15 protein-coding genes are annotated in these 14016 nt (G+C 44.6%); 9 read left to right on the forward strand and 6 right to left on the reverse strand.

Annotated elements, in window-relative coordinates; all coding sequences use genetic code 11:
• Window positions 1–347 precede the first annotated feature (347 nt).
• Entirely contained in the window at window positions 348–500 is a 153-nt protein-coding gene (locus H6F74_RS11195; protein ID WP_190418212.1) for a hypothetical protein, read from the forward strand.
• Window positions 501–595: 95 nt separating this feature from the next.
• Here the strand turns inward: H6F74_RS11195 and H6F74_RS11200 are convergent, their stop codons facing one another.
• Window positions 596–1288 (reverse strand): hypothetical protein, encoded by a 693-nt coding sequence (locus H6F74_RS11200; RefSeq protein WP_190440720.1) that lies wholly within the window; start codon window positions 1286–1288, stop codon window positions 596–598.
• A gap of 653 nt (window positions 1289–1941) precedes the next feature.
• The gene (locus H6F74_RS11205) at window positions 1942–2634 is read right to left on the reverse strand and encodes a diacylglycerol/polyprenol kinase family protein (protein WP_347269504.1); all 693 of its coding nucleotides are present in this window, start codon (window positions 2632–2634) and stop codon (window positions 1942–1944) included.
• A gap of 70 nt (window positions 2635–2704) precedes the next feature.
• Between H6F74_RS11205 and yidD the strand changes: the two genes are divergently transcribed.
• From yidD to H6F74_RS11240, 7 genes are all read left to right on the forward strand, one after another.
• Window positions 2705–2938, forward strand: a complete 234-nt coding sequence (gene yidD / locus H6F74_RS11210) for a membrane protein insertion efficiency factor YidD (protein ID WP_190440724.1) — start codon at window positions 2705–2707, stop codon at window positions 2936–2938.
• Window positions 2939–3369: 431 nt separating this feature from the next.
• Entirely contained in the window at window positions 3370–3921 is a 552-nt protein-coding gene (locus H6F74_RS11215; RefSeq protein WP_190440727.1) for a hypothetical protein, read from the forward strand.
• Window positions 3922–4103: 182 nt separating this feature from the next.
• Window positions 4104–4811: a M15 family metallopeptidase gene (locus tag H6F74_RS11220; RefSeq protein WP_190440730.1), complete on the forward strand. Its 708-nt coding sequence runs from the start codon at window positions 4104–4106 to the stop codon at window positions 4809–4811.
• A 96-nt stretch (window positions 4812–4907) separates the two neighbouring features.
• The gene (locus H6F74_RS11225; RefSeq protein WP_190418200.1) at window positions 4908–5288 is read left to right on the forward strand and encodes a DUF3110 domain-containing protein; all 381 of its coding nucleotides are present in this window, start codon (window positions 4908–4910) and stop codon (window positions 5286–5288) included.
• A gap of 12 nt (window positions 5289–5300) precedes the next feature.
• Window positions 5301–6221: an N-acetylmuramic acid 6-phosphate etherase gene (murQ, locus tag H6F74_RS11230; protein ID WP_190440733.1), complete on the forward strand. Its 921-nt coding sequence runs from the start codon at window positions 5301–5303 to the stop codon at window positions 6219–6221.
• Window positions 6222–6375: 154 nt separating this feature from the next.
• Entirely contained in the window at window positions 6376–7896 is a 1521-nt protein-coding gene (locus H6F74_RS11235) for a site-2 protease family protein (RefSeq protein ID WP_190440736.1), read from the forward strand.
• A 196-nt stretch (window positions 7897–8092) separates the two neighbouring features.
• Complete coding sequence (locus H6F74_RS11240) at window positions 8093–8305, forward strand: hypothetical protein (RefSeq protein ID WP_190440740.1); 213 nt, start codon at window positions 8093–8095, stop codon at window positions 8303–8305.
• A 204-nt stretch (window positions 8306–8509) separates the two neighbouring features.
• On the opposite strand, the gene H6F74_RS11245 is transcribed toward H6F74_RS11240, so the two are convergent.
• Both H6F74_RS11245 and H6F74_RS11250 read right to left on the reverse strand, forming a co-directional pair.
• Complete coding sequence (locus H6F74_RS11245) at window positions 8510–9568, reverse strand: SGNH/GDSL hydrolase family protein (protein WP_190440744.1); 1059 nt, start codon at window positions 9566–9568, stop codon at window positions 8510–8512.
• Between the two features lie 93 nt (window positions 9569–9661).
• Window positions 9662–10162 (reverse strand): hypothetical protein, encoded by a 501-nt coding sequence (locus H6F74_RS11250; RefSeq protein WP_190440747.1) that lies wholly within the window; start codon window positions 10160–10162, stop codon window positions 9662–9664.
• Window positions 10163–10279: 117 nt separating this feature from the next.
• Here H6F74_RS11250 and H6F74_RS11255 point away from each other — a divergent pair, with 117 nt between their 5' ends.
• A complete protein-coding gene (locus H6F74_RS11255; RefSeq protein WP_190419470.1) occupies window positions 10280–10492 on the forward strand; it encodes a helix-turn-helix transcriptional regulator in 213 nt (70 codons plus the stop codon).
• A gap of 82 nt (window positions 10493–10574) precedes the next feature.
• Here H6F74_RS11255 and H6F74_RS11260 read toward each other — a convergent pair whose 3' ends face one another.
• Window positions 10575–11369: a class I SAM-dependent methyltransferase gene (locus tag H6F74_RS11260; protein WP_190440749.1), complete on the reverse strand. Its 795-nt coding sequence runs from the start codon at window positions 11367–11369 to the stop codon at window positions 10575–10577.
• A 406-nt stretch (window positions 11370–11775) separates the two neighbouring features.
• The gene (gene psaB, locus H6F74_RS11265) at window positions 11776–13989 is read right to left on the reverse strand and encodes a photosystem I core protein PsaB (protein WP_190440755.1); all 2214 of its coding nucleotides are present in this window, start codon (window positions 13987–13989) and stop codon (window positions 11776–11778) included.
• Window positions 13990–14016 lie beyond the last annotated feature (27 nt).

Raw genomic sequence — 14016 nt, forward strand, 5'->3', positions numbered from 1 at the left:
GTATACTATTCTTAATAGTATTTTTATCTAAAATTGAGAAATAAAGAGCGATCGCATAAAACTATAACTGCGCCGCCCTGAAGAAAGCCGGATGCTCCCCATCACGGGAGCAATTGCCATCAAAAGTCATAACTTTTAAAGTAAATTGTTGAAAATATAAGTAAGTTCAAAAAACTTGTAAAAGGTTTAATAAAACAGACAGCTTTCATCAACGACAAGCAAAGTATTGCAAACCTAATCAAACAAGTATTGCAAATAAACGTCAATAATCCAAAACTACTCATAATGGTAAGTATAGAAAGCTAATTTACATTTCAAGTCTAAAAACAAACCGGGAGAGTAAGTATATGGGTATTACCCGAATGATGGACAGTATCACCCAGTATTTTTCCGAAGCGATCGCTCGCATCTTTGGCCCAAGTGACGATGCTTATCCTGTGACTGGAGTGCAGCCCTTTTCAGGCGACCCCTTAAAAGAAACTAGAAGGGCTGATTGGTAGTCAAGTAAATGTCTTTTTCTGTCGTCGTGTGGTCAATAATAAACAATTTGGTGGGGAAAAGCGTTTCTTCTCCACCAAATTTTATTGAAATATTTCTAAACAATCATTCGGCGTAGCTGATGTTGCTGTTGATTGAATTGTTTTTGTTCTAGGGTCAACGCATCGTAACTAATAGGCGATCGCATATCCCACTGAAATTCAGCTAAGATTAACAAGCTAATCACCATCACGCCTCCAGCGATCAGAAACTCCCAACCGCAAAAGTAGGGAAGGAGAAATATACATAGCAGGTGGACAATTCCAGCCAGAAGGATAGCACGCGATCGCACCCCTAAACCAGTCAAGAAATAGCCAAAGGCGCTCAACCCCAGCCAAAGCGGACACAGGCGCATCAAAACATTTCCCCAGCCCAAGAAAATACCCAAGTCAGTCAGGACAAGCCCCACTAACATTAAAATTACCCAGCAATACAGCACCCAGCTAACCCGCTCCACCTTCACCCAAAAGCGCGTCCATACTACCATTACAGCAGTACCAATCAGAGTCAGCGCTGACCACAAAGCAGCTTGAATATTCCAACTCAAGGGGAAAAAGTGCGCGGTGAAAAAAATCGCTGCTGATATCAAACCCCAGAAAATGCAAGCTTGATCGATCCGAGTATAAAACGTGGAATAAAGCGTAGTGTTTCCAATCTGCAAATGAATGCGCCAAAGTCCTTGGATATCCTGAAAATCAAGATTTTTTTGTTTGCGGCGCAGAGGCGGAACTGTGGAATTAAAAAAAGTCATTTGATGTGCTGCTAATAATAGATAGATAAGCTGCTGTCTATCTAATTTGCACATAGGAAGATTCGAGCAATTGGTAATGGGGAAGAATCTAGCCCATGACTATTTGCTAATTATTGCTCTTGCAAGCAATTTAATATGCAAGTTAAATTTATGACAGCTTTGTATTGTGTTATTGCTTAATCTTGTACTAATAAGCCTTTATCGGGAATCTGCCAGTGGAAAGGATATTGTCTATTTTTAATCTATCAATGGTAGTAAATACTTTAGAGGGAACGGTAATTAAATATACAAATTGCTTATTAATGGCATCAAAAATAAGTCTATATACATAAGCTTTGAATAATTAAACAGGCAAAAGAAATAAATTTGAGGTTTACTTAAGAAGGTTTTTAGGGAATAGTATGTAGGTTGCTTTGGCGTAGCGGTACGCAAGTGTCACTCAACCAATGCTTATGGGTACTGGCTTCTGCATCCTCTTTCTCTACAAATTCCAGGTTTTGAATTTTGAGTTTTTAAGTGAACCGTATTGAGAAAAACTCGACCATTAAAAAACCCGGTTTCTGCGAGAAACTGGGTTTTTTCAATAAATTTTGAAAGGTTTAGATAGTGATTTGGCGGAGGCGATGTTGCAACTATAAACAAAGACACTATTTTCAGGTTAGCAGCAAACCAGTCAAAAAAAATGCGATCGCTGCACTGCCCACAGGAACCGTCAGATTATCAATACCGTACCAGGAAAATGCTTCTAAGGCAGTAGCAGCTAAGGCAACTGCCAACGGCACCACCCAACTTTGCCAGATATTGCCATGAACGCCGAGTAAAATCAAGCTACTGACCGCATAGCTAACCAAAAACATTGTAAAAGAGCCTTCCCAACTTTTTTTGCTTCCCCCAAATTGATAGGGATGCTTACCAAATTTCTGCCCAATCAGCGCTGCCAGCCCATCCCCCCAAGTCATTACCAAAATTCCCAGCGCCGCATATTCGGGTTGGTTTATAGACCAGAACCAAGCAACTAAAATCCCAATACTAACGGCGTAGCAAAATGTTCCCCAACTCTTGCGCCCAACGCTGTTAATCCCTGGAAGTATTGGGAATTTGTATGATAAAAGCGCAACGCTACTCGCTAGAATCGAAGCCGTAATACCTACCCAAGCGGGAATATTCAGCCACCAGGCAAGCAAAATCACATTGCCAGTACCAATGTGTACCACCTTGCGCACCCGTTCCGGATCTGTGGAGGTGTACCGATGTAGCCCCTCTGCTAGTAGTACAATAACGCCAAGACAGACTCCAATTAAGATAATTTGGAGCCATAGCTGCGGGAATGATTCTAACGAAGACACAGGGTTAAACAAAGACTTTATTCAAAGGGGAAAAAGCTCTATTACCAATCTATTAGATTAAGGTGCCAGAATGAAAATATTACTGATTTGGCTAATTAAAGGATACCGGGTCTTGATTTCTCCGCTGTTTCCTCCAGTTTGTAGGTTTCAGCCGACTTGTTCTAAGTACGCAATGGAGGCGGTAGAGAGATTTGGGGTATGGCGCGGCGGCTGGCTTGCGATTCGCCGCATCTTGCGCTGTCATCCGTTCTACCCCGGCGGTTACGATCCGGTGCCACCTGCGCCCGAAACAACTAAAGATTAAATTACGTCATTGAGATTATGAGTGATGGTGAGCGATCGCGATCGCTCACCCGAATTACTTTATCGCGTAAATTCTCAATGCTGTCCTCAATATCATCATTTATTATTGTTCCTGCAATCTAACTATTGGTATAGTTTTTTAGGCATTTTAATATATTTCATATTCAAATTGCAGTCTATTAAACTGTCGAAAAACTAACTATATAGCTAATCAAAATTATCCTGTTTTCTATAAATACCAACACTTGAAAATGTAAAAAAATGTAGAGCAAACTTGATAATGACAAACCAAACTGTTATAAACATTTATTTGGTTTCACTATCGTTTGACCCTATATAAATTTTTTTGAAAAGAAAACTAAAATCTGGAATTATCTCTTTTAAATTGGTAGATACAGTTAGGCAAAAACCAGAATTACTTAAATATTCGCCATGTCTAACAATAATAAAGTTTTGACTTTCTGCATCAGCTCACTTGCAGTTTCTTGCGTAATGTCGGCTACTCTAGTGCAAGCAGCACTAACAAATCAATCAAAAGTAGTCATTAGAGGGATCGGAGCAGTCCGAATTGGCATGACTGTTTCCCAAGCTTCACAAGCTGCGGGTACTCGGCTAGTTTCAACTGGTGAATACCCTACTAATAACAGTTGCCAGTACGTCAAACCGCAAAAAGGCCCCACTGGTCTTGGTTTCATGGTAACAAACGGTCGCATTTCTAGAGTGGATGTGTGGACAAATAAAACGATTACTACTCTCAGAGGCGCACGTATCGGCGATACTGAAGCGCGAATAAAGTCACTTTATCCAGGGCAAATTAAAGTTACTCCACATCAATACCTTCCTAAAGGACACTATCTGACATTCGTGCCACGAGAGGCCGCTGACAGAAACTATCGCGTACTATTCGAGACTGATGGCAAGCGTGTTACTCAGATCAGATCCGGTAAACTTCCTGAAGTAAATTTTGTAGAAGGATGTAGCTAATTGCTAATCTAAGAGTGAGGAATTAGAAGTTCTTAATTTTTAACTTATAATTCCTTAGTCTTGATAATTATCAAGTGTGCTGTATTGATTTATTAATATTACCCAATCTAAATAAAGAAAGATTATTAAGTGTATTTATTACAGGGCATAATAAGAACGATGTCAGCCTGAGGAAACTGAGCATGAAACCTTATCAGGAGATTGCAATTGTAGAGTGTGGGGAAGCGATCGCTGCAATTCCTTTGGAGCAATTTGCGGTAGAATCTCCTCATCCTTATCAAAAGTTGGGTGCTAGTTATGGAGCGCTTTCGCCATATTATCTCCGCCAAAGCGTTCTAGATAGCTTAGAGGTAGCCCACACTCTCCTGCAACAAGTACATCAGGGTTGGCAAATCAAAATTTTTGACGCTTATCGCCCGGTGGAAGTCCAGCAATTTATGGTAGATTACACCTTTGCTGAAGTTGTTCAGGCGCGGAAGTTAAATTTAACTGAGTTAACAGAAGCACAGCGTCAAGAGATTTGGGAAGAAGTTTATCAATTTTGGGCATTCCCCAACTTGAACCCAGCAACACCGCCGCCTCATAGCACTGGTGCTGCTGTTGATGTGACCTTAGTAGACGGCACTGGGCAGACTGTTAACATGGGAACCCAGATTGATGAAATATCTCCGGCGTCGTATCCAGATTATTATGCCGATAGCACTGATGCCGCCCAACAGCAGTATCATATTTATCGGCAGTTGTTGAATTCTGTGATGTGTCAAGCTGGATTTCGCCGTCATCCTAATGAGTGGTGGCACTTCTCGCTAGGCGATCAGATGTGGGCCTGGGCTTACAATCAAGAAAATCCGGCCCAACCGATGACAGCCCGATATGGAAGATTAGTGTAGAGATGGTGTATACGTCTTTACAGAAGTTAGGAAATTGAATAAGTTGCCAGATATCCTAAATTAAAGAAAGATAGATAAAAGAATTATGGCGGGACTATGCGCGGATACGTATTAATATTTAATACCGGGACAGAAAACGAGGGGATGCACTCGCTGCGAATTGGCGATCGCAACTTGCTCTTACTGTTTGAAGCAGAAGATGATGCTATTCGCTATGCTCTGCTACTAGAAGCTCAAGATTTTGCCACTCCCACTGTGGAGCCAATGGAATCAGAGGAAATTGAGGAAATTTGTCAAGACTTAGATTACGACTGGAAGTTAATTCCGGAAGGATTTGTTCCCGAAGACGATGTAGAACGTCTTTTTTTAGCTCCACCTGAAAATAACCTTTCCAAAACCGATTGGGAACCAGATGCTCCTGAACCGGAGCTTTCGGATTTAGACAAAATTCGTCGTCAACTAGAAGGATTGTTGTAATAAGGATCGAGGATGAAAAATCTGGAGGAGCGGGGGCATCTTTTAACAGAGCAAATTAACCCCAATAGTCAGAACTTAGATCAACTGAGTTCTTTGGAATTGGTAGATTTGTTCAATCGCGAGGATGCTCAAACACTGGTGGCGATCGCATCCGCCAGAACTGAACTAGCCAAAGCAATAGATACTACAGCTAGTGCCTTAAGTCAAGGGGGACGGCTTTTTTATATCGGTGCTGGGACGAGTGGACGTTTAGGCGTGTTGGATGCAGCAGAGTGTCCTCCCACTTTTTGTACGCCGCCAGATTTGGTACAAGGGATTATTGCTGGTGGTGCGGGGGCTTTAATTCGTAGCTCTGAAGATTTAGAAGACAAAGATGAAGATGGAGCGAATGCGATCGCGCAACGCCATATCACCAATCTTGATGTCGTCGTTGGAATTAGCGCCGGGGGAACGACTCCGTTTGTCCACGGTGCAATTCAAGCAGCACGCGGGCGGGGAGCGACGACAATTTTGATCGCCTGTGTCCCAGCTGAACAAGTCAGCATTGAGGCAGATTTAGATATTCGCTTGATAGTGGGGCCAGAAGTGCTGGCAGGTTCGACACGCCTCAAAGCCGGAACCGTGACGAAAATGGCTTTAAACATCATCTCCACAGGCGTGATGGTGCAGTTGGGTAAAGTTTATGGCAATCGCATGGTAGATGTCGCCGTCACCAATAAAAAACTGCGCGATCGCGCCTTAAGAATGTTGCAAGACCTCACCGATTTAAATCGGGAAGATGCTAGTTATTTGTTAGAGCAAAGTGGGCGATCTGTCAAGTTAGCGCTACTGATGCACTGGACAGGGTTAGAAAGGGAACAAAGCGCGAGTTTGCTTGCGGAACATCACGGGAATCTCAGAGCCGCTGTTTCGAGTTACCAAAAGCCAGAGTAGAAGTTGGCTGGTTGCTACACGATTAGTAAAACTAACGTGAATCTTGGCATAAGCAAAACTTGTAGGATCTCACAGCGATCGCATTACCTGCAACGGTATCGCACTCAGTTAGAGTAGACTTATTAGCTCTACTAGCTGCACGGTTTTATAAAAAATGTTTACTGGATCGGAGACTGCTACAACAAGTTTAATTGCGCTGGTGGCTTTCGGCATCCTGGGTTGGGGCTTCTATCGAGCCAAGCCCTTCGGCAAATTGGGAATATATGCCTGGTTGCAGTCAGTCGTGTTGATGGCTCCCTGGCTGTTGTTCTTTGGGTTGTTCGCCGCCGGGATTTATATCAACCTAGTCGGCATCCTATTTATGTTGGTAGCCTCAGCTGGGTTGTACATCTTCATCGGCAAGAAACTGCGTGCCGCTGGTCAGGATGCTATCCTGCGGGAGCAAGTCGTGAAGATGATCCAGGAATCGAACCCTACAGAAAATAAGTCTGAGGAAGACATCGAAACGCCCCAGACACCTACAGATGGACTAAATCGCGTCACTTCTGAGGTAGTTCCCATCCCAGACGACGACTTGAAAAGCATTCAAGGAATTTTTGGGATTGATACATTCTTTGCTACTGAAACCATTTCCTATCAAGAGGGTGCGATTTTCCGGGGTAATCTGCGGGGTGAACCTGATGCAGTGCATACCCGGTTGACTGCCAATTTGGAAGAGAGATTAGGCGATCGCTATCGGCTATTTTTAGTAGAAAATCCAGAAGAGAAGCCAGTTGTCATTGTTCTCCCCAGCAGCAATGATCCCCAAAAGGCAACCTTAACTCAGAAGCTTCTCGCAGGTGTTCTGTTCATAGCCACAATTGCCAGCAGTTTAGAAACAGCAGGGCTTTTCCTTGGTTTCGATTTCTTCAACAACCTGAGCCGATATAAAGAAGTTCTACCCATCAGCTTGGGTATCTGGACAGTTTTAATCGCTCACGAAATCGGTCACTGGTTACTAGCACGTCGTCACAAAATCCGTCTGAGTCTGCCTTTTTTCATCCCATCCGGTCAAATTGGCGCTTTTGGAGCCATTACCCGCTTTGAATCGCTGTTGCCTAATCGTCAGGTGCTATTTGATATCTCCTTAGCTGGCCCTGCTACTGGTGGTATTATTTCCCTGTTAATGCTAATCGCAGGTTTAATCCTTTCCCATGAAGGCAGCCTGTTTCAAGTGCCATCTCAGTTTTTCCAAGGTTCGATTTTGGTGGGAACGCTGGCGCGAGTCGTCCTTGGTTCCGCCCTCCAGCAAACTCTGGTTGATGTCCACCCGCTGACGATTATCGGTTGGTTGGGTTTAGTGGTAAGTGCATTTAACTTGATGCCAGCTGGACAACTCGACGGCGGGCGAATTGTTCAGGCAATCTACGGGCGGCAAATTGCCCGCCGCGCTACGGTAGCAACTTTAATTTTGCTGGGGATTATCTCAATAGTGAATCCGGCGAATCCTTTGCTGCTGTACTGGGGAATTGTGATTCTGTTCTTGCAGCGAAGTTTAGAACGCCCTAGCCTGAATGAGATTTCTGAACCCGATGATGCACGAGCCGCTTTGGGGTTATTGGCTCTGTTCTTGATGGTGGCGACTCTCCTACCCCTGACTCCAGGCTTGGCGGGAAGTTTGGGAATTGGCGGTTAATTGCTAATTGGTGAATTCCCATTAGCTGTTAGCCAGGTTTGTGAGGGATAAAGCAAGGAAGTTTAAACAGTTGGGGCAAATCTTTAACTTTTCTTCATGATTTTCCTGGCAAACGGTTAAACTTCATTGCAAAGTAAGAAGAGAGTAGGAACAGCGTGATAACTTCTTTAAGGTGACAAACGGCTGACAGATCAAGATGGAGAACACAGTCAACGTGCAGTTAAATCAATCCTCAACCCCTTCATTTCGTGAAGACTTTAGTGAGTACGTTGCTCATCTACAACTTCACATGGCTTTGCAAGCCCGTAACTTAGTTCCCACTCTCACCAGAGCTGCTGATAGCCGAGAACAGCTGTTGCAGCAAACCCAAGCTGATATTGAGAAGCTGGTTTCTCGTCAAGTCATCTAGCCAGCTCATCTGTTGATTGGCTCCAAAGCGGTAGCCACGCCATTATTTTTAATATTTTTTGCAAATTCAATTGAATTCAGAGTTGAAATCAGAGCTTTATCGCTCTGATTTTTTTTTCAGAAATTAAACTCGTTCCCTGATGGGGACTGGGAACGAGTTTAAAAGGCTCTATCTTCATTGATAAGGATGCAATATGCGATCGCTCTACCGCCTCACAGAACTATAAGCACGAGTCGGGCGATTCACCGCCACCCAGGAATCTGCCTGCTGTAGCGCCAATTGCCACACCTCATATCCGCGACGATTTAAATGCAGTCCATCTGTCGTCAAGTCTAGCCGTAAGTTCCCGTCAATATCGCTAAAGCGAGAATGGGTATCTAGATAGCCTGCACCCTCTCTTTGAGCAAGGTCAGCAAGTTGTTGGTTAAGGTTACGAATCCGACTATTTGGTATGGAATCCAGCCGGGTAGGAAGAATAGATTGGACGATGACTGAACTGCTCTTGTGATTCTGCCGTAAGCGACGGACAATCTGGCGGAGATTATTCAAAATTGCCTCATCAGTTGCACCTTGGCGTAAATCATTGATACCTGCCAAGACATAAATGGCATCTGGTCGAGTTTGGGAAAAGACAGACAATCTTTTTAAAATGCCACGGGAAGTATCGCCAGATATTCCCTGATTCAGCCACAAACTCCCAGCAGGTAATCGCTCTGTGGGAAACCACAAACTGATAGAATCGCCAACTAATACTGCTAGACGATTTGAACCCTGACCTTCAGCAACTGCCTTGGCTTCCTTTGCCAGTAGGCTTTTCCATTGCTCGTAGGTGGGTTTTGTCCTTGCCTTTAGCCAAGTTGACTGGAAGCTATCAGCAGGTATCCGAGTATAGATTTTGCCTGCTTTGAGGGCTGCTAATCTTTGGTAAAAAAGTTGAGTTCCAGAACTGGGTAAGAGGGTAGCTGGCTTAGGGTTCACTAAAGCTTCGATACTGGGTAATATCTCTGTAGCTGCTGCTGCCAATATTGGGGTTATCGGTGGCGTTTCAGTTTGGGGACTAAACCGCTGCTGACTGAATTCAGGGGAGGTTATTTCAACTGTGGGGATTATTTTCTGAGTGACAAGAGGCTCAAAGGCATTTGACTGGGCTAAATTTAATGCTAACAGGGTGTCTGTCCCCTTTAATGGTAATGCTGGTGGCGGCGGGGTTAACATTTGCCCCCCGGTTAATAAGCTTGCTGCCAACAGATAAGGATCTCCCATTCTCTTCGACTCCTTGACACTCTCCCTTCTTTTGACAGGGATTATTGGTTGGAGTCAGGAATTTTTCGGTAATGCGATCGCATTCTTTATATGCTAGACAAGGCTACTGGCTGAAATTTTCTCCCAGCCAAGTTTTTCTTGGTTATAAACTTGTCGCAGTTGTTGCAGTGCTACCTGCGACAAGGCAGATTTAACTATAGCTACCAACTTGCCCCACTCCAATAATTTCCCCCTTGATGTCGCTTTCTTGAACTGATGCGCGTAAAATTCTGTCCAAAAGGGCGGTGCTTGCTTGATTTTCCACTTTCTTCGCCACCGCTGGCGCCACCGCACCATATCTGCCTCCCTTGGTGCCTCGACTCCGAAAATCGGCGGAAAGTCTGCATAGCTGACAAACCGACTTACGCCTTTGCCATGTACGTGAACGACGTGCCGCCAGCAGGTAATTTTGTAAATCTGTTCTGGCTGGAGATGGAACAGCAGCGCAGCTGTCTCTTCGGTTACAAATCGAGCCAAGGGATGCACAATTCCCGATTTGTGAATAATTTTTGATTCTGTAATTTCTAGCGAAGTCTGCTGATGTGTTGATAACATAGTAGGTGCTTTCCCTAATTGGGAGCATTGCAGCGATCGCACTTTAGTTTGCCAGACCGGGGGCGATCGCTTTTAAGATTTAATTATCATAAGGTGCATCTGCACCTTGCGTCAAGTATGGGTTTAGTTAGATTGAAAATTCGAGAAATGGCGGCGGAGAAAGGCTGGACTCTGAAGGAGGTTTCCGAACGTTCCGGAGTAATCTACAATACAGTGAAAAGCTATGCCCGTCGTTCAGAAATCGCAACAATTGACTTTATTTCTCTGCAAAAGTTGGCGCGGACGTTTGATGTCATGATTGAAGACTTGGTGGAGATTGTGGAGGAGTAAGCGATCGCGTTTCCGCAAACATGACTAAGATGCGATCGCTTCCTTTACTTAGGCGAAAAAACCGTGCCTATATTCTTTCTATTTATAATTGGGATGATTTTGACAAAGGTTTTCTAGCTACAAACAGGTAATTTTGGCACAGCAAAGAAAACGGATATGTCAAAATATCATCCAGAAAATCCCAAATCCACGCTAGGAGGCGGGAATTTCTAATGGCGAGTGGAAATACACCCCACATATTTCTCGGTAAAAAACCATAACGTTGAACTTCTATAACCTCAAATCCGCTTTCTTCACAGAGAGTTTCTATAGATTTGCGCGTATAACGGTATTGATGATGGAATTTGTTTGGAAATAGGGACGCGATCGCTTCAATGAGGCTAAACTTATTTGGAAAATGGTAACAGATAAAAAAGCCGCCAGCCTGCAATACGCGAAATATTTCTTTTAAGCTGGTAATTTCATTTCCTCCCGTCTCTCTAACGTGTTCTAAAACCCCGACAGACACAACTGCACTGAATTTATTATCTGAATATGGGATAGCTGTTGGTTCTTCCCAAATTCCTTTCTGAAAATCATAACCCAAGCTGTTTATGCTTTTTATAAGGCAAAAATCATCAAAAGAAAATCCTGAAGTTTTATAGCCAGATTTCACCAGAAAATAAGAAAAATGTCCGTTTCCACAACCCCAATCTAATACTTGACTTCCTTGGACAACATATTTTAAGAATATGCGATAAAGCCGACGATATTGATTTGCACTGATTAAGCTTCTAAATTGCCATAAACTACAATCAATATTCTGCTCTTGAATTTTGATTAATTCATTAACTATAAAGTTTGAATGACTCTCTTCAGTTTCTACAGTTTTACCCATATTTTTTTTATATCCGTTGGAATTGCATATCATTATTTAATAAGGGCATTTTAGAATACTAGCCTAATTTATAAAATAAATAAATTTCCATAATAAACTCGTTTACCGGATGTGGTGAAGACCTTGCAAGAGAAGGAAGATACCTCAGATAACGTCGTATGCTGTTTCCACAAACGGAACAATTGAAGGCGTAGTGAGTGGTGTCCAACTAATATAAAAAACTAAATACATAAGGAAATCTTAGTAAATCCATACCGTAAATGCTAAAGCGCTTTCTGAAAGAAAAATTTTGACCAATCGGCGAGGAAACTTGCCAAACCCAAACGTAAGCCAATTAAGTAAAAAATCCTCTACCCGAAGGCAGAGGATTTTATTTATTTACCTACAAATGCTAGTTTCAGCTAGATTAACCGAACTTACCAGCAGTTGAGGCAATGAGGAAGGCAGCGTAGGTGAGGACGTAGCCCACAGCGAAGTGAACTAGACCAACCAAACGACCTTGGACGATGGACATAGCAACGGGCTTGTCCTTCCAGCGAACCAAGTTCGCAAGAGGAGTGCGCTCGTGCGCCCAGACAAGGGTTTCGATCAACTCTTGCCAGTAACCACGCCAAGCGATCAGGAACATGAAGCCAGTAGCCCAAACCAGGTGTCCGAAGAGGAACATCCAGTCCCAAACCGCCAGGTTATTCATGCCGTAGGGGTTGTACCCGTTGATCAGCTGAGCGGAATATAGCCAGAGGTAGTCGCGCAGCCAGCCCATGAGGTAAGTAGAAGACTCATTGAACTGAGCTACGTTGCCTTGCCAAATACCCAGATGCTTCCAGTGCCAGTAGAAAGTTACCCAACCAAGGGTATTCAGCATCCAGAACGCGGCGAGGTAGAAGGCATCCCATGCGGCAATTTCGCAGGTGCCGCCCCGACCAGGGCCGTCGCAAGGGAAGGCAAAGCCGAAGTCCTTTTTATCGGGCATCAGCTTGGAGCCACGAGCATCCAACGCACCCTTGACCAAAATCAGGGTGGTGGTGTGCAGACCAAGAGCGAAAGCGTGGTGAACCAAGAAATCGCCAGGGCCAATTGTCAAGAACAGGGAGTTAGTGCCACTGTTGATGGCATCCAACCAGCCTGGTAAGTAAGTAGCACCCGCAGTGGAGGCAACGCTATCAGCGTTAGACAGCAGAGTGTCGAAGCCGTAAAGCACCTTACCGTGGGAAGCCTGGATGAACTGGGCAAATACTGGCTCAATCAAGATTTGCTTTTCGGGAGTACCGAAGGCAACCACAACATCGTTGTGGACGTATAAGCCCAGGGTGTGGAAGCCCAAGAACAAGGATACCCAGCTTAAGTGCGAGATGATCGCTTCTTTGTGCTGTAGTACCCGGTCAAGAACGTTACCACGGTTTTGCTCAGGATCGTAGTCCCGTACCCAGAAGATAGCTCCGTGAGCGAACGCACCGAGCATCAAGAAACCAGCGATGTACTGGTGGTGGGTGTAGAGCGCTGCCTGAGTTGTGAAGTCCTTAGCCATGAAGGCGTAGGGAGGCATCGCATACATATGCTGCGCCACCAGGGAAAGAGCAGTCCCTAGCGCTGCCAGGTGGATTCCCAACTGGAAGTGTAGAGAGTTGTTATAGGTGTCGTACAGACCTTGGTGAGGCAGGTTGAATTGCCCTTCGACCTTGGTGCCAAAGAAGTTTTTGGCGTTCAGCATATCTTTGATGCTGTGACCAATTCCGAAGTTTGTCCGGTACTGGTGACCGGCGATGATGAAGATAACAGCGATCGCTAGGTGGTGATGAGCCATATCCGTCAGCCACAGCGATTGTGTCTGAGGATGGAAGCCACCCAAGAATGTCAGAATCGCTGTTCCAGCACCTTGTGCAGTTCCAAAAATCTGCCCTGGGGTATCTGGGTTCTCAGCGTACACACCCCAATTTCCGGTGAAGAAGGGGCCTAAGCCTGCTGGGTGAGGTAGCGTGGTCAGGAAGTTATCCCAACCTACGTGCTGTCCACGAGATTCGGGGATAGCAACGTGAATCAAGTGACCTGCCCAAGCCAAAGAGCTAACTCCAAACAAACCTGCCAGGTGGTGGTTCAGCCGAGGCTCAGCACTCTTAAACCAGGACAGGCTGGGACGGAACTTAGGCTGTAGGTGCAGCCAGCCTGCGAACAGGAAGATCGCAGACAGCAAAATTAGGAATACTGCACCTTGGAATAGGTCATTATTCGTCCGCATCCCGATGGTGTACCACCAGTGGTAGACACCAGAATAGGCAATGTTTACAGGAAAGTTTGCACCACCTTGGGTGAAAGCTTCTACTGCCGGTTGACCAAAGTGTGGGTCCCAAATCGCGTGAGCGATGGGACGGACATTTAGCGGATCTTTGATCCACTGCTCAAAGTTACCTTGCCAGGCGACGTGGAACAGGAGACTGGAAGCCCACAGGAAAATAATTGCCAGTTGACCGAAGTGGGTAGCAAAAATCTTTTGATAAAGATTTTCCTCCGTCATTCCATCATGGCTTTCAAAGTCGTGAGCCATTGCAATCCCGTACCAGATCCGACGTGTCGTCGGGTCCTGAGCGAGGTCTTGGCTAAATTTGGGAAATTTTGTCGCCATAGTATCCTCAATTATCGGTACAGAGTG

Source organism: Trichocoleus sp. FACHB-90 (assembly GCF_014695505.1).
Classification (GTDB): domain Bacteria; phylum Cyanobacteriota; class Cyanobacteriia; order Cyanobacteriales; family FACHB-T130; genus Funiculus; species Funiculus sociatus.